Origin of the sequence: Cognatiyoonia sp. IB215182, from assembly GCF_033963905.1 — a bacterium.
In the GTDB taxonomy this organism is placed as follows: domain Bacteria; phylum Pseudomonadota; class Alphaproteobacteria; order Rhodobacterales; family Rhodobacteraceae; genus Yoonia.
Window position 1 is genome coordinate 290,084 of record NZ_JAXBMB010000001.1, and the last position, 21,477, is coordinate 311,560.

Consider the following 21,477-nt stretch of genomic DNA (forward strand, 5'->3'; position numbering starts at 1 on the left):
CCATGTCAATGACCGCAAGGGAACAGCAAAGTGATCAAAGGCCTGATTTTCGACAAGGATGGCACGCTCTTTGATTTCAACGCGACCTGGGGCGCGTGGACGTGGCAGATGATTACAACCGAGACTGCGGATAATCCGGCAAAGGGTACCGCACTGGCCGAAGCCATGGGCTATGACATGAAAAACCGTCGCTTCCTGCCGGGGAGTGTTGTGATTGCCGCGACGGTCGAGGAGACGGCGAATGTGATGTTGACCGTATTGACGGACGACACGCAGGATACGCTGATCCCGCGCATGAACGCTGCCGCCGGTGCCGTTGAACAGGTGCAGGCTGTGCCGTTGATCCCGCTTTTCGACGATTTACGGGCGCGTGGGCTGCAACTGGGCATCGCAACGAATGATGCAGCGGAACCAGCACTTTTGAACCTCACCAGCGCAGGCGTGCGCGATCATTTCCACTTTATCGCAGGCTATGACAGCGGCCATGGCGCAAAACCCGGCACCGGGCAGCTTGACGCCTTCTGCCGCCAGACCGGCCTTGCCCCCTATCATTGTGCAATGATCGGCGACAGCACCCATGATTTGCAGGCCGGTCGCGCGGCCGGCATGACAACGATCGGCGTGCTCACCGGTCCGGCACCTGCGGCTGAACTGGCACCACTGGCGGATGTGCTGCTGCCCGGTATCGGCCATATCCCCGCCTGGCTTGATGCTCAGTCCTGAGGGCCGCCCTTGCGCGCCATCACCGCATAATCTCCAGGCGGATGCGGCGTTTTCATGCGTTTGACGACGGTCTGACGATAAGCGTCCCATTCCGCCTTACCCAAGGTATCCAGCCCCAGATGCACCGCGGGCATGGCTTTGGCGGTCTCCTGTCCCAGTTCCTTGTCAAACGGCATCACCTGTAGAAACGGCCGGGTCTGGCGAAAGACGATCGGGGTGTCGCGCCGCTCGATCCGGACATTGGCAAAAAGCGGGCCGAACCACCAATCGGTCTCAACGACACCCTCCAAAACAGTAAAGGCGGATTGCTGAGCAAGATTTACCGGCCCCCTGACCCATAGCCCGTGGCCGGGCGGCGTCCTTGCAAAAAGGCCCGTCCAAATCTGAACGATATCCTCATCATTCGTCCGGCTGAGGAATGGCGGCGCGTATCCTTCATCGCTTTCTGGTGCGGCCGCATCGAACCTGTCGGAAAAATGAGGGTACTGGATGGCGTCGCTCAGCAGGTAGCGCGTCTCGAAATTATCGAGTGACCAGAAGAAATTGTCCTCTTCCCAGATGAGCGACAATTGTTCAGGCAGGAATACGTACCAGCCAAAACGGGATGCGGTGCGCACCGGCTCGCAATAGCGAAAAGCGGCTGTGGGCAAACGCCCCATCGCGGATGGATCGGCGGGAATGGGGGCATAGCCACCTTCGACAACGACAAAAAATTCAACCATCCTGTCGCTCACCTTAACGCGGGTCCAAGACGACCATCCCAGACCCGCAGGTTACCATAAAGCGACTAGCGCAATTGCGCGGGCTGTTCCGCGTTCCCCAGCCGCACCTTGCCTGAATTCTTCATCGCCGCGGGTACTTGCACAGAGCCGAGCTTCACCCTGGATTTGTCTTTCAGCGATGTGGGCGCCTGGATGCCGCCGAGTTTGACCTTGTCGGCATTCTTGAGCGGCGCAGGTGTGCTGACATTGCCGAGTTTGACCTGCTTTGCGGATTTCAGTGTCGCTGGCGCCGAGTAATTGCCAAGACGCACTTTGCCGGTGTCCTTCGTTGAACGCATATTCAAACTCCCTGTATCTGGTTGATGGAGTTTCAGCGTCACCCGGCGGGGTTGAATCGGACAATGGATGAATTCCCCACTGGCACCGAATCTCTTTCTGTGAATGACAGTGCCAGATCAATCGCCGTTGGTGTCGGCGCGGCAGATCAAAACCAACGGCCCTGCACCGGTGCCAGTGTTAGTCATGCAAGCGGCGCCCCGCAGGGGCTTGGATCGCCGTTTTGGTCGGCCTAGTTTGGCCACATGGGGCAGGTGACATCACTTTTTGCGCGAAAGGTCGTCAGCGCGGCGGGCGACAAGATTGACCCGGTGCGCGTGCTTGCATCTGTCGGATTAGAGATCGATGCCCCCTGGGATCCGAAGGCGATGATCTCAGCAGAGGCATACTACGCCATGTTGGAGCAAATCGCTGAAGAGATCGATGTGACAGCATTGCCCGTTCAGGTCGGCGCGTCCATGCAAACGGATGAATATGGTGCGCTTGGCTTGGCTTGGAAGGCCGCGCCAAATCTGCTCGGCTCGCTGGCGCGGGTCGAACGATATGCACGGCTTTGGACAAGCGTAGTGTCGTACGAACTTCGGGACACGTCGGACGGGGCTCTCTATATCCTTCACCGGGAGGGGCCGAACCGTTTGGGGATATCTCTTTCAAACGAAACAAGTCTGATTGCTACGGTCTCGATTGCGCGGCAGGTCTGCCCGGTTCCACTTGCGCCGCTCAGAGCGTTCTTCAGGCACCCACCACCCCCTACCAAAGAGCATCACGAACGATACCTGGACTGCCCGGTCGATTTCGATGCCGATCACAACGCGCTCTTGTTTTCGAAGGCGTCGCTTGTGCAACCCAACATCCTTGGAGATGAGGGGATCACAAAGTTTCTCGTCTCACATCTCGACCAAGAGCTTGCGGGGATCGATGACACGCCCACCTTGCAGGCTCAGATCAAAGGAGAGATTGCGCGCGCGCTCAGTGAAGGACTGCCCAAGATGGCGGATATCGCGCGCAGGCTTGGTCTCAGCGCGCGGTCGTTTCACCGGCGCCTCGCCGAACAGGGGATGAGTTTCCAGACCCTGACCGAAGAGACGCGTCGCGAGATCGCGATCGCCATGCTGCGCGACGATCGCTATGCGCTCGCCGAAATCGCCTTCCTGACGGGATATTCAGAGCAAAGCGCCTTCAACCGCGCTTTCAAACGGTGGACGGGCGTCACTCCGGCGGCTTATCGAAAGTCGCATTCCTAGCTTCAATAATGTCGTTGGCTTAATGCGAACTGGCTGCGCCTCAAACCACCTTTTCAGCCAGCCAATCCAGGATAAGCCGTGTGGTTTCGTTGGGCATTTCCTGCTGGATCCAATGGCCGCAATCAAGGCTTGCCACGTCCACCTTCGGCACGAATTCTGTCAGGTTGTCGGATTTCGGGGTCATGTCCCGCTCGCCATAAATCATGAGTGATGGAGCGTGGATGATCGGATCAACATCCGCGAGGATGTGCCAGTTGCGGTCTATGTTCCGGTACCAGTTGATGCTGCTGGTGAACCCGTTTGCCTTAAAGGACGAGACGAAGACATTGAGGTCGTCGTCGCTCATCACTGGGTCTCCTAAAGCGGCCTCTGCCTTGGCGAGATTGATCATCATCATACCCGGCTCTGGCGGTATTGGGGCTACGTTCTTGCGGAAAAGATTGCGTAGGAACCGGTCGGTATTTTTGTCCATTACAGCGTCCGCGACACCGGGTTGGCGGTTGAAGTGAACGAAATAGTTGTCCTGCCCGAACACCGTCTCCATGAACGAAATCCAAGGAACCGGAGTGCGCGTCTGGTATGGCAGGGCCAGATTGATGATCCTTCTCACGCGACTGGGGTGCAAAAGCGCCAGGCTCCAGACGACGTTTGCGCCCCAATCATGGCCAACAAAGACAGCATCCTCATAGCGAAAATGATCAAGCAGCGCGGCAAGATCGCCGGTCAGATGTACGATGTCATAGTCCGAAACCTCTGATGGATGGGATGAGTTTCCATAGCCTCGTTGGTTGGGGACGATCACGTGATAGCCCGCAGCGGCAAGTGCTGGCATCTGATAGCGCCACGAATATGCATGTTCGGGCCATCCATGACACAGCACAATTGGGTTTCCCTTGTTTTCCTGCCCGGCCTCAAAAACCTCAAGCGTGATGCCATTTGCTGAGATGAGCTTGGGCGTAGGAAATTCGGTGATCTTGTTCATGGCGGCGTCTCCTTCTTGATTGCCTCAAAGCGCGGATAGGCTAAAAAGATTTCAAAATATGACACCTTTGTGGGACCGCATGCCGATATGAAGAGCCGCATTCGACAAGATGCCATTGTCCGGACACTGCGCCGCAATGGGACGACGACCATCCACGCTTTGGTGAGAGAGGTGGGCGCGTCGCGTAGCACCGTGCTGCGCGATCTTTCAGCGCTAAGAGACGAGGGCTATGTCATTCACGCAGAACAGGGGCGGGGCGGTGGGCTATATCTGGATCCGACCTCTGTACAAACCACGCCGCGACTGACCGTTGCCGAGGTGTTTGCACTGATCATCGGTATTTCGAGTATGCGTGCCGCGGGGAACCTTCCGTTCTCAGGACTCGCAGATGCCGGGCTGGCCAAGATTGAGAAATCCCTACCGTCGGACAAGCTTCGCGATCTGCGCCGTCTGCTAGATTGCCTTTATGTGGGGCCACTTGCCCCGCAAGTTGACCTTTCGAACCTGGGAGTAATGGAACCCGCTCTGCTGCCCACATTCGAACGATCGTTCCTTGAGCGGTTGCATCTGAACTTCATTTATCGCGATGCAAAGGATGCGAGAACCGCGCGACAGGTTGAACCGCACGCCATGCTCATCTTGCCGCCGCTTTGGTATCTGGTGGCATGGGATCCTGCACGCGCGGGCTTTCGGCATTTTCGCATGGACCGTATCAGCCGACCGCAGGTGGTCGAAGGGCTCACGTTTCGATCAAGGCGCGTCCCCTTCTGCGACGGCGTGCACCGCATCCGATACGCATAGGCACGTGTCAAACACCGGGCATTGGTGCTATTGGCCCGCAACTCCCTAGCAGTGGCAGCAGATGTCAAAACCTTGGCAACGGCGGTCAATACCAGTGCCCGTCAGTCTTTCTAAACCTTGGTCATCAAAGCAACCACGGGAAACTGAAAATGACTGACCAACCAATTCTCATCATCGGCGCCACTGGAAAGACGGGATCACGCGTCGCTGCCAAACTTGAAGCAAAGGGCGTGACTGTTCGGCGCGGAACCCGCAGGTCCGAAACCCCATTCGATTGGGAAGATCCGGCTACGTGGACGCCTGTTCTGAGCGGCGTTTCCAAAGCCTATGTCACCTACTTCCCCGACCTCGCCTTTCCGGGCGCTGTGGAAAAACTGGAAGCCTTTGCCAAAGTTGCAGCCAAGACCGGACTTGAGCATATGGTGCTGCTTTCCGGGCGTGGCGAGCACTTCGCGAGCATGGGCGAAGAAGTTGTCCGCAACTCGGGCGTGCCATTCACCATTGTGCGGGCCGCCTGGTTTGCCCAGAACTTCTCCGAAGGCTACCTGCGCGACCCGATCCTGGGCGGCGTGCTGCCCATGCCCGGCGGTGATATTGCAGAGCCGATCATCGATATCGATGACATCGCAGACGTGGTTGTGGCCGCGCTGACTGAAGAGGGGCACCTTGGCCAACGTTACGAAGTGACCGGTCCGCGTCTGATGACTTTCGCCGAGATGGCAGGGGTATTGTCGGACACGCTGGGTCGGCCCATACAGCATGTGCCGATCACGTTCGAGGATTTCCACGCCAATGTCGCAGCCTCCGGTGACACGTTTGTTGCCGATGTCTTTACCGCGATTGCCCGTGAAACGCTGGATGGCCGCAACGCACATCTCACCGATGGCGTAGAGCGCGCGCTAGGTCGCAAGCCCCGTGATTTCGCCGACTTCGCGCAGTCCGCGCACGCCGCAGGCGCCTGGCCCACGGCCGCCTGAACCCAAACCGGGCGGCAGGAGCCACAGCGCTTTTGCTGCCCCCTTTTCCCAATCAGGAGTGATCAAGATGTCCACTACTTTCTTCTTTCTTATTCAATTCGCCATACTCGCCTACGCCCTGGTTGGCGGAGTGTTCCTCGCTTTCTCTGATTTCATCATGCGCTCGCTTGCCCTGACTGGTGGCCATGGTGGTGTGGAGGCCATGCAGGTGATCAACCGAGAGGTTTTTCGCTGGATATTCATGACGCTGTTTCTCGGCATGGTCGCAGTCTCACTAGTCGTTGCGGGCTATGGCGCCTTTGGTCTCTCGGGACCTGCCGGGACGCTGATCATGCTGGCAGGTCTCGTCTATCTCATCGGTTGTTTCGGCGTCACCGTGTTCTTCAACGTGCCGATGAACGAGGCGTTGGCGGGGATGGAGATGTCGTCAGAGAACACACGCGCCTATTGGCTGCAGACCTACGTGCCCCGTTGGACCTTCTGGAATTCGGTCCGGACAATCGCTTGCACACTTGCTGCCGCGTTGCTTCTCTTCGGGCTTCTCTGGATGGCTCAATCCCAGACGCAGACTGTCTGATGCCAGTTCATGAACGGGCGGTGCTGATCCCTGATCCGCCGCCCGTCATCATAAAGAGTCGCTTCACGCAGACCAGACAGAGGGTATTCCAGCCATGAACATCCTTGAAAAAGTGAACATTGTCATATTGTTGGTCACGATCTCTTACATTATGGCGCTCAGCAATCTGTTAGCCGGCCTTGATCAAATCGAACCGCAGATGCGCTGGCTCATCACCTTCTTTACAAGCGTTGGGCTGTTCCGCCTGCTGATCTTGCTCATCCACTGGCTGATCCGCAGTTCCGACGCACTGCTCGCACTTTATCACCGCACAAGATTTCTGAAGGGCCTGTGGACCTACAGCTACGACGTCAATGGACAGCGCCACTATGGCATCTGGCGCATCGCACAGGACGTCGCGTCTTTGTCCATCACCGGATACGGGGTTGATGCCGACGGCAAGATGGATTCCCACTTTCGCAGCATCAGTCAGGTTTTCGAACATCAGGGCGTTGATGAGATCATGTTTGCCCGGACTGACATCGCGAGCGGAGACGAGCATTATTCCAAATCAACGCTCTACATCGATCCGTTCAGCCGACGGTCATGGCTGTCAGGCCCCACGGATATCAGGGCGCAATCGGTTCTCTATGGTTCCAACGAAGACGGCGTGCGGCATGCAGAGCTTGTTTTGCGCCGGGCAGACAAAGGATTGAGCGAAGCTGAAATCGTGGAGAAACTCAAAACTGAGGCGCAGAACAGCAGGCAAACGCCTGTGGATGACGCATAGAAAAACGCACAGGACGAACCGGCCCCGGATGGCCATTTACCGGCCATGCAATTGGCGTTTCCGACATCCCGTGTCGGTTTCAGCGGGGTCCGGTGAAGGTGCCACTGCCATCATCACGCCAGATGAAACGGGAAAGATGCAATGGCTGAGACGAGAACACGCAGACGCGGTGGTGGCCGCGCTGGCAATGCGAACCGGCGTGCGGCCGCCGGTATCGATCAGATGCCATGGCGCATCCCTGTGAATACGGACAGGCCGACCGAGCCCCTTGACGAAGAGGGCGTGCAGGCAATCCATGATAGCGCGATGCGCATCCTCGAAGAGATCGGCATCGAGTTTCTCCATGATGAAGCACTCGCGCTTTTCAAAGAGGCCGGATGCATCGTCAACGGCACCAATGTGCGCATGGGCCGCGACTGGGTGATGGAGATGCTGGGCCACGCCCCCGCGATCTTTGACATCACCCCACGCAATCCAGAGCGCAAGATCACTCTGGGTGGCAAACATATCCTCTTCGGCAATGTCTCGTCCCCGCCCAACTATTTCGATCTGGAGATTGGAAAAAAAGTCTCAGGGACGCGCGCACAATGCGCAAACCTGTTGCGGCTGACGCAGTACTTTAACTGCATCCATTTTGCCGGTGGTTATCCGGTCGAGGCAGTCGATCTGCATGCCTCAATCCGGCACCTCGACATCATGTATGACAAGATGACCCTGACTGACAAAGTCGTGCATGCCTATTCACTCGGCAAGGAACGGGTCGAGGATGTGATGGAGATGGTCAAAATATCGAGCCAGCTCAGCGAAGAGCAGTTCGTCTCCAAACCGCATATGTACACCAACATCAACTCGACCTCGCCGCTGAAACATGACGACCTGATGATTGATGGCTGCCTGCGTTGTGCAAGGCGCGGGCAGGCGATCATCGTCACGCCCTTCACGCTGGCCGGTGCCATGGCGCCGGTGACAATGGCGGGGGCCGTCACACTGTCGATTGCCGAGGCGATCAGCGCCATCGCCCTTTTCCAATATGTCCGCCCCGGCATTCCCTGCGTGATCGGCACGTTTACCAGCAACGTTGACATGAAATCCGGCGCGCCTGCCTTTGGTACGCCCGAATATATGCGCGCCACCCAGATGACCGGCCAGATGGCGCGGTTTTATGGCGTGCCGATGCGCGCCTCCGGCTCTTGCGCCGCCAATATCCCCGACGGGCAGGCGATGTGGGAGACGTCGAATGCACTTTGGGCCGCCGTGCAATCGGGCACGAATATCGTCTATCACGCGGCCGGATGGCTCGAAGGCGGGCTGATCGCTTGCCCCGAGAAATTCGTGATGGATTGCGAGATCATCCAGATGATCCAGCGCTATTTTGAACCTGCGATCACCGCCGTCGGTCCCGAAGACATCGCCGTCGATGCGATCAAAGAGGTTGGCCCCAACGGCCATTATTTCGGCATTCCACACACGCAGGAACGCTATGAAAACGCGTTCTATCAACCCTTTATGTCCGACTGGCGCAACTTCGAGGCGTGGGAGGCCGCAGGCAGCATCTGGACTGCGGAACGCGCGCATCGCACGTACAAGGAAATCCTCGCCACCTTCGATGAACCGCCGATGGATCCCGGCGTGCGCGAGGAACTCGGCGCCTTTGTCGCCAAACGCAAAGAAGAAGGCGGCGCCCCGACAGATTTCTGAAGGCCATACCAGGCGCCTCATTTCGGCGACATTTTGCTGCATCCAGCAGCGAATTGCCGCCGCAAGGCCCTTCATGCGCCACAGCCTTGCCGTGATCCGGTGTCAATCCTACCGTCCAGAATACGGGACAAAGGGACACCACAATGCATCGCTTTCTTGGCCTCGCCGCCGGGCTTTTTCTGACATGTGCCGCAACGCAGGCCGCTGCCTCGGCCAATTGTGTTGCGCCCAGCAATGTGAATGCGCTGGCCACGGAAATCGCAGCAGGGGTGAATGCCAACCGGCGCGCGCAGGGCGAGGCGCCGCTGCGCTTTAACCGGCGTCTGGGCCAGGCGGCCATGGTGCATGCCTGCGACATGCAGGTGAATGATTTCTTCGATCACCGTGGCACAGACGGCTCAAACTCTCAGCGGCGTGTGCGCAATGCGGGCTATGACGATTGCATCGTCGCCGAAAACATCGCCTGGGGCTATCCGCAGCCCGAACGGATTGTTACCGGTTGGATGAATTCGCCCGGGCACCGCCGCAACATGATGCATCCCCGGATCGAGGAATTCGGCATAGGCATCACCCAAGGCCCAAAAGGCCCCTATTGGGTGCTGGTTGTCGGAAAGCAGTGCTAGCTGGCAGCCATTTTTTGTAACAAAAACTGGCCCCAAATCCTCCGGGAGGATTTGCTAACAGACTTTTCGTGACGAAAAGTCTGCCCCATCACACGTCCATCCAGATCGTCACCGGCCCGTCATTGACAAGGCTCACGGCCATGTCGGCCCCAAACGCTCCGGTGGCAGTTGCGATTCCAAGTGCGCCCATTTCGGCCACAAAGGCCTCGAAAAGCGCGCGCCCCGCATCTGGTTTCGCGGCTTGCGAAAAGCCGGGCCGGTTGCCGCGTGACGTATCGGCGGCCAGCGTGAACTGGCTGACGATCAGTGCTGCACCGTCCATATCCAACAGAGACCGGTTCATCTTACCGGCATCGTCCGGGAAAATCCGCAACTTGCTGATCTTGGCTGCCAGCGCCGCGGGCTTTGCGCGATCATCGCCCTCCATCGCGCAGACGAGGATCAGCAGGCCCGGCCCGATCTTGCCAATCACTTCGCCGTCCACGCGCACCGCAGCCTCGGTCACCCTCTGGATGAGTGCTCTCATAGTTCAGACGCCCAGGGTGGATTGGCGCCAGCGCGGCTGACGGTGATTGCCGCCACTTTCGCCCCGAACGCGGCCGCCTCGGCCAATTGCACATCGGTGACATCAGGCAGCGCTTCCTTGGTCAGCACGCCTTGGCGGTCCAGAGACGCCAAGAACCCAGCGCTGAACGTGTCGCCCGCTCCAACAGTATCGACGACCTCTGCTTTTTCGGCGGGCACATCAACGGCGCCTCCTTCGGTCACAATCGTCACACCATCCCCGCCGCGGGTCAGCAGCGCAACCTTCGCATCCGTCTCGCGCAAAAGCGCGCCCGCATCTGCCTCCCCGGTCATCCATGTCAGATCCTCATCCGAAGTCTTGATGATATCAGCGACTCCCAGCATCCGGGTCAGCCGGTCGCGGTAGGAAGCTTCATCGGTAATGAATCCCGGCCGAATATTGGGATCAATCATCATCACGCGCGACGCCGCCTCGCGCAGCATCAGCGCTTCGTAAGCACTGCCGCAGGGCTCGACCACCAGCGATATGCCACCAAAGAACAGCGCCTCCGCCGCCACATCTGGCAGATCGTCCGGCGCAATCATCCGCCCCGCAGTATTCTCATCGTAAAATGCATAAGAGGCGTGGCCGTCCGTCAGCTTCACAAAGGCCAGCGTCGTGGGGCGGTCGCTGATCGCCGCAGGCCCCGCATCGACGCCCGACGCCGCCAATTCCGCCCGCAGGATATCGCCGAACAGATCCGATGACAGACCGCTGAAAAACTGTACCGGTGCGCCCAACCGCCCCAAGGCAATCGCAGTATTGAACACCGATCCGCCAGCATGCGGCGCAAAGGCATCACCACCCTCTACGGTCTTTCGCGGCAGCATGTCGATGAGGGCCTCACCCGCACACAGGATCATCGCAAACCTCCCTTATTGGTTTTCCGCGATAACAAATCCCACAGCCAATGCAACGATGATCCCGATGATGACGGCAAAGGCGATCTTCCACGCCGAATAGGGCCGCTCCCCCTGCACGCGGCCTGTGCGGCCATTCACGACGAAGCGGTAAGACTTGCCCCGGTATTTATAGGCGGCAAGCCAGACCGGCAGCAGAATGTGCTTGAAGGTCACATCTGAGATATCGGTATTCACCGACCCGATCCGCTGATCATCGCCGCCAATATCATATTTGATGTCCCGCCGGATCATCCGGTCCATATAGGCCCGCGCCTCATCAAACCCGTCCACGAGTTCGACCTGATAGCCCTCGGCCCGAAACCCGGCGAGGTATTCGGGCTTATAGGGCTCCAACGCCGACAAATCCCAAGGCTCCAGACCATCAGTGTATCTCTTGGGCAAAGACTTTGAGGCCAGCACCAGCACGTCATCGAAAAACCGCGCGACCCGGCCCGAGACATTGCGCCAGCGTGTCTTGCGCACGCGGACCTGCTTGCGCTTGCCGTCGCGCATGACCGTGCGCGTCTCGTAATAATGCGTGCCGCGCTGGCCGGTATAGCGCGTCCTGGTATCGGCATCGAAGGTCCAGTAGGGCACATAGATGCCGTTCATCTTGCGGCCTTTGCGGGCGTACTCGGCCAGCCCATTCGGCGCGAACCACAGACCGCCCAGCCAGTCCGTCACCGCATCGCGCGCCTGCGCTTCCTCCCAGGCAAAAGGCAGAAGACCACGCGGTTTGATATGCCGATGCGTGCCGGTATCGGTCACCACGGGTGTCGCGCAAAACGGGCATTCGGCGGCGTGCAGGTCGCTGTCAAACTCGGTCTGCGCGCCGCAATTGGGGCATGTGACAACGCGCGTTTCCTCGATATCCTCGGCTGCCAGTTGCTCATTCACGCCCTTGCGAAAATCAAGCTCCCGGATCGCGCCTGACCAAGGCCCATCGCCGCTGACGGGCTGGATATTCCCGCAGTGATCGCAGACCAGTTGATCGTCGCCGGGATCATAACGCAGATCGGCCCCACACGCCTCGCAGGGAAAGCGATGTTCAGCTGTGACTGATGTTTTCTCTTCCATCACAGATACTTATGGACAAAACGTGGGGTCATCACGCGCAAAGCCCCGTCAAAAAGCGCGTTGTGCCGCCAGAAATGAAACAGGCCGTGAAAGGTGGCGGCCGCCAACAAAAGCAACAGTGCCACCCAGCCCGTGTCATGTGGCGCGAACCCAAGCAAAGCGCTCGCATTCAGTACCACGGCCACCGCCAACAGCGCATACATCCCCCGATGCATCCATGGATAGGCGGTACGTAAAGACCCCTGCAACTTTGGCCCCGGCTTGCACATCATGCCGCGCGCGAGGGCCATGCCGATCCAGACCGCGCCACCGATGACAAAAAGCCAGCGGACGACCACATCCGACGTGCCGCCTTTGACCATCATCAGGAGCAAAAGCAGGGTCGACCAATGCAACAGGATCGTCAGGCGGCGTCGGGTCATCAGACAGGTGGTGGAGGCGGGGGCATGACTGTGAAGAGTTGCGCAAGTTCGGTCACGTCTTCCGCCTTCATCCAGCCATCCTGCCCTTGGGTCCAGACCATGCTGTCGCGGCTCAGTTTGCCTTCGGTGACCATCCGGCCCAAAGCGGCCTTGGAAAACGGGCCGGTCACGTTGCCCGCCTCGGCAATATGCCAGACATGCTCCACCGGCGGCGGGGGAGGAGGCGCAGCCGCAGCAGGCGCCGGAGCACCCCATGGGTTCTGCGCCATCTGCATGCCCATCCCGGCGCCCATGCCCATCCCCATGGCCTGACCCGCGCCAGAGCCTTCCATGGTCATGGCTTCCGCCGCCTTCCATTTCATATGATCGTCCAGATTGCCCGCCACGCCGCGCGAGGTGCGTTCATCCAACGCCTTTTCCACGGCAGGTGGCAGGCTGATGTTTTCGATGTAAAGCTCCGGTAGGCTTAGCCCGTATTGCTTGAGCGTCGGGTCAATGGCCTCCGCAATCAGCTTGCCCACTTCTGCCGTGGCCGCCGCCATATCGAGGACCGGAATGCCCGATTTGGCAATCGCGCGCGAAAACTCCTGCACGATGATATTGCGGATCTGAAAGCTGATCTCATCGCGGGTAAACTCTCCATCCGTCCCCACTATCTCGCGCAGGAACACCGCCGGGTCGGCCACCTTGACCGTATAGGTGCCAAAGGCACGCAACCGCGTCGGCCCAAATTCCGGATCGCGCAGCATGATCGGGTTCTTCGTGCCCCATTTCAGCCCTGCAAACCGGGTGGTGTTGACGAAATAGATCTCGGATTTGAACGGGCTCTGAAACCCGTGATCCCAATGCTGCAGCGTCGTCATGATGGGCATGTTGTTGGTCTCAAGCATATAGAGCCCGGGGCTGAACACATCCGCCAACTGCCCTTCATGCACAAAGACCGCCGCCTGCCCCTCACGCACAGTCAGTTTGGCGCCATATTTGATCTCATGGCCTTCCCGCTCAAACCGCCAGACCATCGTGTCGCGCGTGTCGTCGGTCCAATGAATGACGTCGATAAACTCGCCCTTCAGAAAATCGAATATGCCCATAAGCTGTCTCCTTTCACCTAGGATGTGCTGTCCTCACAGGGGGTTGGCAAGAGCCAATCCGCGTCCTCGCCTGTGATAAATTGTGTATAAAGCGCCGTGACCTGGCCCTCTTCATCTTTCAAGGTCGCCACCGGATAGCCGCCATCGCCCCACCCGCTGCCAGACAGGGGAAAGCCTGATGCGCCAGGCAGATCAATCAGCATTGGGCCGGGATACAAGGTATCAATCTGCTCGGCATAAGACCCGGCATAAAGCGTGTCCCATTCCTTCATGTAATCAAGCAGAACCGGCACGTCAGATGGCGCAAGAAAAGCCGCCAGTCCGGTATCGACGCCGATGGTTGATACATCCTCGCCGCAGACAACCGGGGCGTCCGACCAGATCAGCGCCATCAGCGCGGTCCGGCCAGGGCTGTCGACCGGATAGAATCCAAGCACTGTCGCGGTGGTTTCGGGCAGGCCTGAAATCGGGCTTTCAATGCCAAACAAGGTCAGCGGATCAGCCGCCAGAACCGTGCCGGATGGTGTGACCCACGTGCCAGCTTCACCCACGCTGACCGGGACGCTGCGTGCCACCAGCCAGTCAAGCGCGCTCTCTGCACTAGCCGGTGCCGCGCCAAGCAGCAGGCAAAGAGCGGCTCTCATGACGCACCGCCCAGATAGTCCCGCGCAATGGCCCGTGCGATGGGGGCTGCAGTTGCCGGGTCCATGCCTGTCTCCAGCCGTGGATCATAGAGCATTTGCAGCAGCAACTCATCATGCCGCGTCAGCAACGCGAATTCCTCGTCATCGTTAAAGATCGACGGGCGCGCGTCAGGGCTGTCGTTGGCCAGCCCCATACCTTGCGCCAGCTCCTCATGAATACAAGCGGTCCGCATCAGGTTCGGATGCTCGGCCCGGATCATTGCGATGGCTTTGGTATAGCTTGACCGACCCGGCGCAAATGTCCCGATCACCACGCAAAGCTGGTCGCGTGGCAGGTTGACAAAGGTCCGCACCGTCGCGTCGGAAATCGTGGGGATTAGCTCGCGCAAACGGTCGCCATAGGCGCGCCGGTCATCCTCGCCCAAAAATAGCACGCGGAAATTCGGGTTTTCATCCGTCAGCGTGATCGGCACATTCGACAGGCGCGAGAGCCTTGCGGCATAGGCGCTGACGCTCGCCGTATCCTGCGCGCGCTGATCCAGCGGCACGGTCTGGCCAAACTCCACCGACATGCGGATCGGTTGAGTCCAGCGCCGCAGTTTCGAGACAGTAGCCTGAGGCCGGGTGAAGTCGCTGTCATCGCGATATTCGTTGAAGAGTGCTATGCGCACGAAATTCCGGGCCAGTATCGTATCGGTAAAAGGCGTATCCGGCCCGCCGCCATCCCCGCGCAGCAAGCCTTGGGTCAAAAGATCGTTTTGCAACCGCGTGTAATAGCGCGCCAGATCGCGGCTCGCTTGGCTGGGCGGCACCACCACGGGCATAGGCGGCAGGGGCGGTTCGTTCACCTGTGTGTCAACAGGCGGCGCAACGGGGGGCATCAGCAACTCACACCCCATCAACCCCGTCGCCAGAACAAGACCCAGACCGCCCCGCAAAGCCCCCTGCAACGTCATACAGTCTTACTCAACACCTGCCGCCGTGCCGATTGTGTCGCCGGTCCCGGTGCCCCGCGCCTTGGCGGCGGCGAGCGTTTCCTTCAACTCGGCTTCCATCTTTTGCAACTCGGCTTCGGCCTCGGCCCGCTTGCGCTTGCCCTCATCGGCGATCTCAAGGCTTTCATTGATGGTAGCGATCAGGTTCTCATTGGCCGATTTCACGGCCTCAATGTCAAACACGCCCCGCTCCATCTCCTCGCGGATCGTGCGGTTCGCCTGACGCAGGTTCTCGGCATTGGCTTGCAGGAGCTCATTCGTCAGGTCATTCGCATCGCGCACGGCTTCCGCCGCCTCGGCAGACCGTTGGATCGTCACGGCCTGCGCCAATTGCGTCTCCCACAGCGGCACCGTGTTCACCAAGGTCGAGTTGATCTTCGTCACCAGCGACTTGTCATTCTCCTGCACCAACCGGATCGAGGGCAGGGACTGCATCGTCACTTGCCGCGTCAGTTTCAGGTCGTGCACGCGGCGTTCCAGATCGTCACGGGCCGCTCGGATATCGCGCAATTCCTGCGCCTTCATCACCGCCTGATCCTCGGCGGCTGCCTGTACCTCGGCCTCTTTCGCGGGGATCGTCGTGGCATCCAGATCAGCGATCTTGGCCTCACCGGCGGCGATGTAAAGGCCCAACTCATCATAAAAGCCAAGCGTCTTGTCATAAAGCACATCCAGGCTTTCGATATCCTTCAAAAGCACATGTTCATGTTTCAACAGATCGTCGGTGATCTTGTCGATCTGGCCCTGCACCTCCTCAAACCGTGCCGCAAACTTCGCCATCGGCGCGGCACGACCAAGCAGCTTTTCCCACCAGCTCCGCTCTCGTCGTACATCAAGCTCAGACACTGAAAACCCACGAATGGTTGTCACGATCCCGCGCAGACTGTCGCCTGCAGGCCCCACATCCTTGTTACGTACACCGGCCAGCATGCTTTGCGAAATCTCCTGCAACTCTGCTTGCGCGGCCGAGCCGAAGGACACAATCGAATTCGTGTCCGAGATATCGATCTCGGCCACGCGCTTTTCAATCTCGGCACTTGTGGGCGCGTCAGCCGCCTCAAGCGTCACCAACTCCCCTTTGGGTTCCGGCAAGACAACGGCGGTCACTTTTTCCACCTCGGCAAGGGTCGCTTCGGCCTTTTGGCGAATGGTCTCTGACATTACTCACTCCCTTTGGTTTTCAGGCTCACGCCTTCGCGCTGCAGCCTGTCGCGCAGCACGTTGATTTCAATATCCATATCGCTGCGGTCATCCAGCAACATTTTCTCGGTCCGCGCGGCAAAGTTCTGCTCAAGATCATCCAGCAGCGCCTCATAACTCGCGCGCGCCTCGGCGTCCTTGTTGCGGCCATAAAGATCGACGAATTTCACCGTCGCATCGCGCGCACCCATCAGGTAGACGCTCAAAAATTTGCGCGCGCCAGTCAGATCACGCGGGTCTTCCTCGACCGTGCGGATCATGCGCCGGGCGATCACCTGAAAATCCTGCACCCGCTCGGTCAGGCGCCGGTCTGACAAGCCCTCGATCTGCGCTTTCATCACATCCAGATGCGCCTCGGCCTCGTCCACCACCCGCGCCACGCGGTCCTGCTGGAACATATCGACACCTTCCATGCGCTTGTCGGCCATTGGATCAATGCCAAAGGCCGCCACATGCAGCCCCAATGCCGCCACACCGTAAAGCGCCGACCCGATGGTGCCGCTATCCCCGGTATAGGCCGCAATGGCCGCCCCGATCCCCGTCAGCGCAGAGGCCAGTATTTTGCGCGGCACGGCAGGCCGCCGCGCGACCTTGCGGGCGTTATACTCCGCCTCAGCCTTCAGCCCCTCCTGCAACATCCAAGCGGCCAGCGTCAGCACACCACTCCCAATGAGCGCCAGCACCAGCGTCGCAGGGCCGGACCCAAGCGAGGTGAACACCAAAATGATCGCGGGCAGATACAAAAGCCGCGCGGGCGAGCCTGCCGCCTTGATCTGGCGGATATCAATCGCCTCGGCACGCACACCGGCGCTTTGCCCATCAGGGCTATATTTGCCGCCAAAGCGCTTTGCCATCAGGCGGCTCCCAGCCAGCCCACAGACAGGCCCAGCAGCAACAGCACCAAGGCGAAATACGCGATCTTGCGAAACGTCTCCGGCATTGTGTCGTGATCCTCCCCACTGGACAGACGCATGGTGGCGAGTGTCCCCAGGACGGCTGCAAATGCAATCGCAAGGATTGCAATAAACGCCAGAATGAGGATCAATCGCACCATTTTTCAGTCACTCCACAGGTTTTGCTTAACTTTCAGATAAGTAGCACATCGTTGCATTACGAGTGTCTCTGCAAAGCCGCCCGTTCCGCATCCAATTTTTTGCGATAGCCCGATTGGATGATTTCCACCGCCACCAGCACCACAACCGAGAAGTAGAAGGTTGTCTTGGACATCGGGATCAATTCATAGCCAAAGAGCTTGATCTGCAGGCTGTCATCATGCATCGCATGCGCCGCGGCAGGCCCCGCCTCACCCAGCAGAACGACGCCGACGATCAGCAGAATAAAAAGGCCCAGCACCTCATACATCCGGTTCCTCTCCAAAAACCGCGTCACGCCATCGGCCAGCAACAGCATCGCCAGACCCGATAGGATGATCGCAAAGGCAAGGATCGGGAAGACATCCGTGATTGCGATGGCCGAGAGCACGGAGTCGAACGAAAAGATCAGGTTCATCAACACGATCAGCATCACAACCTGCACGGCCGACTTCCCTGATTTGCCTTCCACATCGTGGTCCAGATCCTCAATCGACAGCATATGGCCGATCTCTTTGACGGCGGTATACATGATGAAAATCCCGCCAAAGACAAAGACGACCGTGGCAAAGTTCACCCCGCCTTCGATCACGCCTTCCCAGTCAAAGATGTAGAACGGCTCCGCCAGTGCGTCGATCAGCTGGATCATGGTGAAAAGCAGGATCACGCGCAAAGCCACGGCAATGATAATGCCCCAGGTCCGCACCGCCTTTTGTTGTGCGACTGGCGCACGCTGGCTTTCGATTGAGATATAAAGCAGGTTGTCGAACCCCAATACCGCCTGCAAAAAGCACAGCATGATCAGGTTGGTCGCGTTTTCCAGCGTGAGCAAGTCCGCCAATTGATGTCCCCCAGTTCTTGTCTTTGATCACCAGCATGCACAGGCGATGGAACAGGACAAGGTTCAAGTGTGGCGGTTTTTCCCCGTTGATGGCTGCAACCGGCAGTGGCAAGTGGCTTCTATCAGCGATCCAGGCGCTTTCAAAGGCTCACGATGGCTGTTCCTGCCGTCTGGTGCCCCGCTGATAAATGACAACCGAGGCGATGATCGCGACGGCTGCCAACGCGCTGTACCAGGTGATCCGATCGCCAAACACATGAGCCCCGATCAAGGCGGCAAAAAGCATCGAGATGTAATTGGCAAATGACACGAATATCGCCCCATATGTGCGCGCCAGCTTTAGATACAGCATCAACGCTCCGCCTTCACACAGGATGATCAGGGCAATGGCGGGCACGTTCAGCGTTGCTTCTGACCAGACGCGCAATCCGCCAAATGTAAGCCCGCCGATCAATGCGGCGACCGACAGGATCAGCGCCTGCGCGTGCGCGACCTGGATCGCATCTGCGGCGGCAGGCCATCTGGTGGCGATGAAGACGGTATTCGCCGCATAAAGAACCGGCACCCCAAACGCGACGGCAACCCATACCAGGTCGGCCTGACCAGCCTCGCCAAACCGTGCCGTGTCCCAGATCAGGAACAGCACACCCAGAAATCCAAGTATCACCGCCGTGATCGTGCCGACATTGAGCCGCTGATGACCGATCAATGCCGAAAGGCCCAATGTCATGATCGGCATCGTCGCGATGATGACTACCAGAATGAAGACCGGCAGATGCGGTGCCACAAGGCTTTCGACCGAGAACGGCAGGATAAAACCTAAAAGCCCGCTCAGGACGTAAAAAAACAATGTTGCCCTGCTGAGTGGCGGCCAGGCGCTTCTGAACGTGGCGACAAGGGAAAACATGATGGCGATGCCGAATGTCGATACGCTGACCACCACATGAACAGGGATACCCGAAAGTCCCGCCGCCTTGATGGCCGAAAGGCGCGCGGCCCATAGCAGACCAAGCGAAACAAGAAGAAAAACGCGGATCACTGGCCTCGGCTACCTTATTCTCACGCGGGCACGCGCATCAGACTTGACCACGTGCGGCCAAACTGCCCGGCACGAGGTCACTGCACAAACATGGCGTGTCGCGCGTATTGCGCTGCGCCGGCCGTCACGTTGCGTGAGTGCCGCGAGGCTGTCATTTCCGGTTCTTACCCCGCGTTTTGCGGACCCGGCTTGGTCTGGGCTTGGCCGACAGGCCCAACTGGTCGCGCACCACACGCTGTTTGAGCTCTTCCACCTCGCCAGCCTTCAACCCGCCCAGCTGAAACGGGCCGTAGCTGACACGGATCAACCGGTTCACCGTCACGCCCAAGGCCCCCATGGCGCGCCGGATTTCGCGGTTCTTGCCTTCGCGCAGGGCCACGGTCAGCCAGGCATTCGCCCCTTGCTGGCGGTCAAAGGTGACCTCCATCGGCTGATACGCCACACCCTCAACCGTGATCCCCTTGCGCAGCTCATCAAGCTTCGCCTCACTCACTGACCCATTGATGCGCACCCGATAACGCCGCAGCCAGCCCGTGCTGGGCAGTTCCAGTCTGCGCTTTACCGTGCCATCATTGGTCAGCAGCAACAGCCCCTCGGAGTTCAAGTCCAGCCGCCCCACCGACATCACGCGCGGCATGGCCTCTGGTAAGCTGGCAAAGACCGTGGGCCGATCTTTTTCATCCCGTTCCGTGGTCACCAAACCCGCTGGCTTATGATAGAGCCACAAACGTGGCGGATCAGGGTCGCCCACTGGCTTGCCGTCCACGGTGACCCTGTCCACCCCCGTCACATTCAGTGCCGGACTGTCGATGACTTTGCCATTCACGCTGACGCGGCCATCCGCAACCATCCGCTCCGCCTCCCGCCGGCTTGCAATGCCAGCGCGGGACAAAACTTTGGCGATCCGGTCGCCGGAGGATGGGGTGTCATTCATGGCCGCCCGTGTAAGCGCAAGCGGGGCAGGGCGCAATCAGCATGGCCTCAATTCTCAAGCTGCGTCGATGTCCTCAAAGGCGACGTCAGCTTCCTTGAGTTGCTGGCGCACAAGATCATTGAACGAAAGCGTCGGATTGGCCTCGGCCAAAAGCCCGATCTTGATCCAGAATTCAGCCTGCGCATTGATCGACCGGCACATGACTGTGCTTGCCTTGCGTATCTCCGCGTGAAGCTCATCGCCTATTTTCACAATGCCCATCAGTACCTCTATCCAAATCATATACGAATCATATATTATCCGTATATAAGCGCATCGCAGCGGCATATGTCCGCTTGTCCCGACCACGATACACCAAAGAGAGGTTGCATGCATAGCTACATCGACATGGCCATAGCGCCACCGCCCGATCAAGCGCACCGCACGGAGGGCATCAAGCTCTACGGACCTGACGCCTTTGCAGGTATGCGCCTTGCGGGGCAATTGACGGCGACCTGTCTTGATGATGTTGCGGCGCTGATTGCACCCGGCCTGCCTTTGGCGGAAATTGACGCCTTCGTCCGTGACTTCGCCGCCAGACACGGCGCAAGGCCCGCGACCCTTGACTATGATGGTTATGCCTATGCCTGCTGCACATCGGTCAACCATGTCGTGTGCCACGGCTTCCCGACCGCCAAGAAGCTGCGCGACTGTGACATCGTGAATATCGATGTCACGCTAGTTGTTGACGGCTGGTACGGTGACTCAAGTCGGATGTATGCGGTCGGCACACCGAAGCGCGCTGCCCAACGACTTGTCCAGATCGCGCATGAGGCGATGATGCGCGGCATTGCTGCAGTCAGGCCAGAGGCGCATTTGGGCGATATCGGGCATGCCATCCAGTCTTATGCCCAGACCCAACGCTGTAGCGTGGTGAGGGACTTTTGCGGGCACGGGATCGGACGGGTCTTTCACGATGCGCCGAACATCCTGAATTTTGGCAAGGCCGGAACGGGCGCGGCTCTGCGCGAAGGCATGATCTTTACCGTCGAACCGATGATCAATCTGGGCCGTGCTGATGTCAAAACGCTCGCCGATGGCTGGACCGCCGTCACCCGCGACCGGTCGCTTTCTGCGCAATTCGAGCACTCGGTCGGCGTCACCGCGGATGGATATGAGATCTTCACATTGTCGCCAAAAGGCCTGCACGCACCGGGCATCGTACTCGGATAAGTGCGGAGCCGC

At 58.9% G+C, this 21,477-nt stretch carries 26 protein-coding genes; 9 read left to right on the forward strand and 17 right to left on the reverse strand.

All coding sequences use genetic code 11. The features are described from left to right. Positions 1-30 precede the first annotated feature (30 nt). Complete coding sequence (locus tag SLH47_RS01485) at positions 31-723, forward strand: HAD family hydrolase (protein ID WP_320237522.1); 693 nt, start codon at positions 31-33, stop codon at positions 721-723. On the opposite strand, the gene SLH47_RS01490 is transcribed toward SLH47_RS01485, so the two are convergent. After that, positions 714-1,445 (reverse strand): DUF6065 family protein, encoded by a 732-nt coding sequence (locus SLH47_RS01490; RefSeq protein ID WP_320237523.1) that lies wholly within the window; start codon positions 1,443-1,445, stop codon positions 714-716. The two genes, SLH47_RS01485 and SLH47_RS01490, sit on opposite strands and share 10 nt — an antisense overlap. A 65-nt stretch (positions 1,446-1,510) precedes the next feature. After that, positions 1,511-1,783, reverse strand: coding sequence for a hypothetical protein (locus SLH47_RS01495; RefSeq protein WP_320237524.1), 273 nt, complete (start codon positions 1,781-1,783; stop codon positions 1,511-1,513). 243 nt (positions 1,784-2,026) lie between these two features. Between SLH47_RS01495 and SLH47_RS01500 the strand changes: the two genes are divergently transcribed. Next, positions 2,027-3,025, forward strand: a complete 999-nt coding sequence (locus SLH47_RS01500; protein WP_320237525.1) for an AraC family transcriptional regulator — start codon at positions 2,027-2,029, stop codon at positions 3,023-3,025. A gap of 40 nt (positions 3,026-3,065) precedes the next feature. On the opposite strand, the gene SLH47_RS01505 is transcribed toward SLH47_RS01500, so the two are convergent. Further along, positions 3,066-4,007, reverse strand: a complete 942-nt coding sequence (locus SLH47_RS01505; RefSeq protein ID WP_320237526.1) for an alpha/beta hydrolase — start codon at positions 4,005-4,007, stop codon at positions 3,066-3,068. 87 nt (positions 4,008-4,094) lie between these two features. On the opposite strand from SLH47_RS01505, the gene SLH47_RS01510 reads away from it, so the two are divergent. From SLH47_RS01510 to SLH47_RS01535, 6 genes are all read left to right on the forward strand, one after another. Next, the gene (locus tag SLH47_RS01510; RefSeq protein WP_320237527.1) at positions 4,095-4,808 is read left to right on the forward strand and encodes a helix-turn-helix transcriptional regulator; all 714 of its coding nucleotides are present in this window, start codon (positions 4,095-4,097) and stop codon (positions 4,806-4,808) included. A 149-nt stretch (positions 4,809-4,957) separates the two neighbouring features. Further along, positions 4,958-5,785: an NmrA family NAD(P)-binding protein gene (locus SLH47_RS01515; protein ID WP_320237528.1), complete on the forward strand. Its 828-nt coding sequence runs from the start codon at positions 4,958-4,960 to the stop codon at positions 5,783-5,785. Positions 5,786-5,852: 67 nt separating this feature from the next. Continuing rightward, a complete protein-coding gene (locus SLH47_RS01520; RefSeq protein WP_320237529.1) occupies positions 5,853-6,362 on the forward strand; it encodes a DUF1772 domain-containing protein in 510 nt (169 codons plus the stop codon). Between the two features lie 94 nt (positions 6,363-6,456). Further along, positions 6,457-7,131 carry a hypothetical protein gene (locus SLH47_RS01525; RefSeq protein WP_320237530.1) on the forward strand — a complete coding sequence of 225 codons (675 nt, stop codon included), beginning with the start codon at positions 6,457-6,459 and terminating at the stop codon, positions 7,129-7,131. Between the two features lie 141 nt (positions 7,132-7,272). Next, positions 7,273-8,829, forward strand: a complete 1,557-nt coding sequence (locus SLH47_RS01530) for a trimethylamine methyltransferase family protein (RefSeq protein WP_320237531.1) — start codon at positions 7,273-7,275, stop codon at positions 8,827-8,829. 143 nt (positions 8,830-8,972) lie between these two features. Continuing rightward, positions 8,973-9,452: a CAP domain-containing protein gene (locus SLH47_RS01535; protein ID WP_320237532.1), complete on the forward strand. Its 480-nt coding sequence runs from the start codon at positions 8,973-8,975 to the stop codon at positions 9,450-9,452. An 88-nt stretch (positions 9,453-9,540) separates the two neighbouring features. Here the strand turns inward: SLH47_RS01535 and dtd are convergent, their stop codons facing one another. From dtd to SLH47_RS01605, 14 genes are all read right to left on the reverse strand, one after another. Beyond that, on the reverse strand, positions 9,541-9,978 hold the full coding sequence (dtd, locus tag SLH47_RS01540) for a D-aminoacyl-tRNA deacylase (protein ID WP_320237533.1): 438 nt from the start codon (positions 9,976-9,978) through the stop codon (positions 9,541-9,543). Then, the gene (locus SLH47_RS01545; RefSeq protein WP_320237534.1) at positions 9,975-10,880 is read right to left on the reverse strand and encodes a carbohydrate kinase; all 906 of its coding nucleotides are present in this window, start codon (positions 10,878-10,880) and stop codon (positions 9,975-9,977) included. Before SLH47_RS01545 ends, dtd begins: the two co-directional genes overlap by 4 nt. 12 nt (positions 10,881-10,892) lie before the next feature. Next, on the reverse strand, positions 10,893-11,996 hold the full coding sequence (locus SLH47_RS01550; protein ID WP_320237535.1) for a TFIIB-type zinc finger domain-containing protein: 1,104 nt from the start codon (positions 11,994-11,996) through the stop codon (positions 10,893-10,895). After that, the gene (locus SLH47_RS01555) at positions 11,996-12,418 is read right to left on the reverse strand and encodes a hypothetical protein (protein ID WP_320237536.1); all 423 of its coding nucleotides are present in this window, start codon (positions 12,416-12,418) and stop codon (positions 11,996-11,998) included. The genes SLH47_RS01550 and SLH47_RS01555 overlap by 1 nt, the downstream gene beginning before the upstream one ends. Beyond that, entirely contained in the window at positions 12,418-13,509 is a 1,092-nt protein-coding gene (locus tag SLH47_RS01560; protein ID WP_320237537.1) for an SPFH domain-containing protein, read from the reverse strand. Before SLH47_RS01560 ends, SLH47_RS01555 begins: the two co-directional genes overlap by 1 nt. A 17-nt stretch (positions 13,510-13,526) precedes the next feature. Beyond that, complete coding sequence (locus SLH47_RS01565; RefSeq protein ID WP_320237538.1) at positions 13,527-14,153, reverse strand: hypothetical protein; 627 nt, start codon at positions 14,151-14,153, stop codon at positions 13,527-13,529. Beyond that, the gene (locus SLH47_RS01570; protein ID WP_320237539.1) at positions 14,150-15,109 is read right to left on the reverse strand and encodes a DUF2927 domain-containing protein; all 960 of its coding nucleotides are present in this window, start codon (positions 15,107-15,109) and stop codon (positions 14,150-14,152) included. Before SLH47_RS01570 ends, SLH47_RS01565 begins: the two co-directional genes overlap by 4 nt. 6 nt (positions 15,110-15,115) lie before the next feature. Further along, on the reverse strand, positions 15,116-16,309 hold the full coding sequence (locus SLH47_RS01575; RefSeq protein WP_320237540.1) for a toxic anion resistance protein: 1,194 nt from the start codon (positions 16,307-16,309) through the stop codon (positions 15,116-15,118). After that, positions 16,309-17,202, reverse strand: a complete 894-nt coding sequence (locus SLH47_RS01580) for a 5-bromo-4-chloroindolyl phosphate hydrolysis family protein (protein WP_320237541.1) — start codon at positions 17,200-17,202, stop codon at positions 16,309-16,311. The genes SLH47_RS01575 and SLH47_RS01580 overlap by 1 nt, the downstream gene beginning before the upstream one ends. Continuing rightward, on the reverse strand, positions 17,202-17,402 hold the full coding sequence (locus SLH47_RS01585) for a hypothetical protein (RefSeq protein ID WP_320237542.1): 201 nt from the start codon (positions 17,400-17,402) through the stop codon (positions 17,202-17,204). Before SLH47_RS01585 ends, SLH47_RS01580 begins: the two co-directional genes overlap by 1 nt. A gap of 56 nt (positions 17,403-17,458) precedes the next feature. After that, positions 17,459-18,280 carry a TerC family protein gene (locus SLH47_RS01590; protein WP_320237543.1) on the reverse strand — a complete coding sequence of 274 codons (822 nt, stop codon included), beginning with the start codon at positions 18,278-18,280 and terminating at the stop codon, positions 17,459-17,461. 148 nt (positions 18,281-18,428) lie between these two features. After that, positions 18,429-19,319: a DMT family transporter gene (locus tag SLH47_RS01595; RefSeq protein ID WP_320237544.1), complete on the reverse strand. Its 891-nt coding sequence runs from the start codon at positions 19,317-19,319 to the stop codon at positions 18,429-18,431. A gap of 151 nt (positions 19,320-19,470) precedes the next feature. After that, positions 19,471-20,253 (reverse strand): pseudouridine synthase, encoded by a 783-nt coding sequence (locus tag SLH47_RS01600; protein WP_320237545.1) that lies wholly within the window; start codon positions 20,251-20,253, stop codon positions 19,471-19,473. A gap of 54 nt (positions 20,254-20,307) precedes the next feature. Continuing rightward, positions 20,308-20,514 carry a ParD-like family protein gene (locus SLH47_RS01605; protein ID WP_320237546.1) on the reverse strand — a complete coding sequence of 69 codons (207 nt, stop codon included), beginning with the start codon at positions 20,512-20,514 and terminating at the stop codon, positions 20,308-20,310. Between the two features lie 108 nt (positions 20,515-20,622). Between SLH47_RS01605 and map the strand changes: the two genes are divergently transcribed. Continuing rightward, positions 20,623-21,465, forward strand: coding sequence for a type I methionyl aminopeptidase (gene map / locus SLH47_RS01610; RefSeq protein ID WP_320237547.1), 843 nt, complete (start codon positions 20,623-20,625; stop codon positions 21,463-21,465). Positions 21,466-21,477: the final 12 nt, after the last annotated feature.

Coding starts and splice junctions, on each gene's coding strand:
- SLH47_RS01605 (WP_320237546.1), bottom strand. CDS start 20,514: ATGGGCATTGTGAAAATAGGCGATGAGCTTCACGCGGAGATACGCAAG.
- map (WP_320237547.1), top strand. CDS start 20,623: ATGCATAGCTACATCGACATGGCCATAGCGCCACCGCCCGATCAAGCG.
- SLH47_RS01580 (WP_320237541.1), bottom strand. CDS start 17,202: ATGGCAAAGCGCTTTGGCGGCAAATATAGCCCTGATGGGCAAAGCGCC.
- SLH47_RS01570 (WP_320237539.1), bottom strand. CDS start 15,109: ATGACGTTGCAGGGGGCTTTGCGGGGCGGTCTGGGTCTTGTTCTGGCG.
- SLH47_RS01520 (WP_320237529.1), top strand. CDS start 5,853: ATGTCCACTACTTTCTTCTTTCTTATTCAATTCGCCATACTCGCCTAC.
- SLH47_RS01505 (WP_320237526.1), bottom strand. CDS start 4,007: ATGAACAAGATCACCGAATTTCCTACGCCCAAGCTCATCTCAGCAAAT.
- SLH47_RS01490 (WP_320237523.1), bottom strand. CDS start 1,445: ATGGTTGAATTTTTTGTCGTTGTCGAAGGTGGCTATGCCCCCATTCCC.
- SLH47_RS01545 (WP_320237534.1), bottom strand. CDS start 10,880: ATGATCCTGTGTGCGGGTGAGGCCCTCATCGACATGCTGCCGCGAAAG.
- SLH47_RS01515 (WP_320237528.1), top strand. CDS start 4,958: ATGACTGACCAACCAATTCTCATCATCGGCGCCACTGGAAAGACGGGA.
- SLH47_RS01585 (WP_320237542.1), bottom strand. CDS start 17,402: ATGGTGCGATTGATCCTCATTCTGGCGTTTATTGCAATCCTTGCGATT.
- SLH47_RS01535 (WP_320237532.1), top strand. CDS start 8,973: ATGCATCGCTTTCTTGGCCTCGCCGCCGGGCTTTTTCTGACATGTGCC.
- SLH47_RS01600 (WP_320237545.1), bottom strand. CDS start 20,253: ATGAATGACACCCCATCCTCCGGCGACCGGATCGCCAAAGTTTTGTCC.
- SLH47_RS01530 (WP_320237531.1), top strand. CDS start 7,273: ATGGCTGAGACGAGAACACGCAGACGCGGTGGTGGCCGCGCTGGCAAT.
- SLH47_RS01565 (WP_320237538.1), bottom strand. CDS start 14,153: ATGAGAGCCGCTCTTTGCCTGCTGCTTGGCGCGGCACCGGCTAGTGCA.
- dtd (WP_320237533.1), bottom strand. CDS start 9,978: ATGAGAGCACTCATCCAGAGGGTGACCGAGGCTGCGGTGCGCGTGGAC.
- SLH47_RS01500 (WP_320237525.1), top strand. CDS start 2,027: ATGGGGCAGGTGACATCACTTTTTGCGCGAAAGGTCGTCAGCGCGGCG.
- SLH47_RS01495 (WP_320237524.1), bottom strand. CDS start 1,783: ATGCGTTCAACGAAGGACACCGGCAAAGTGCGTCTTGGCAATTACTCG.
- SLH47_RS01575 (WP_320237540.1), bottom strand. CDS start 16,309: ATGTCAGAGACCATTCGCCAAAAGGCCGAAGCGACCCTTGCCGAGGTG.
- SLH47_RS01525 (WP_320237530.1), top strand. CDS start 6,457: ATGAACATCCTTGAAAAAGTGAACATTGTCATATTGTTGGTCACGATC.
- SLH47_RS01510 (WP_320237527.1), top strand. CDS start 4,095: ATGAAGAGCCGCATTCGACAAGATGCCATTGTCCGGACACTGCGCCGC.
- SLH47_RS01555 (WP_320237536.1), bottom strand. CDS start 12,418: ATGACCCGACGCCGCCTGACGATCCTGTTGCATTGGTCGACCCTGCTT.
- SLH47_RS01560 (WP_320237537.1), bottom strand. CDS start 13,509: ATGGGCATATTCGATTTTCTGAAGGGCGAGTTTATCGACGTCATTCAT.
- SLH47_RS01550 (WP_320237535.1), bottom strand. CDS start 11,996: ATGGAAGAGAAAACATCAGTCACAGCTGAACATCGCTTTCCCTGCGAG.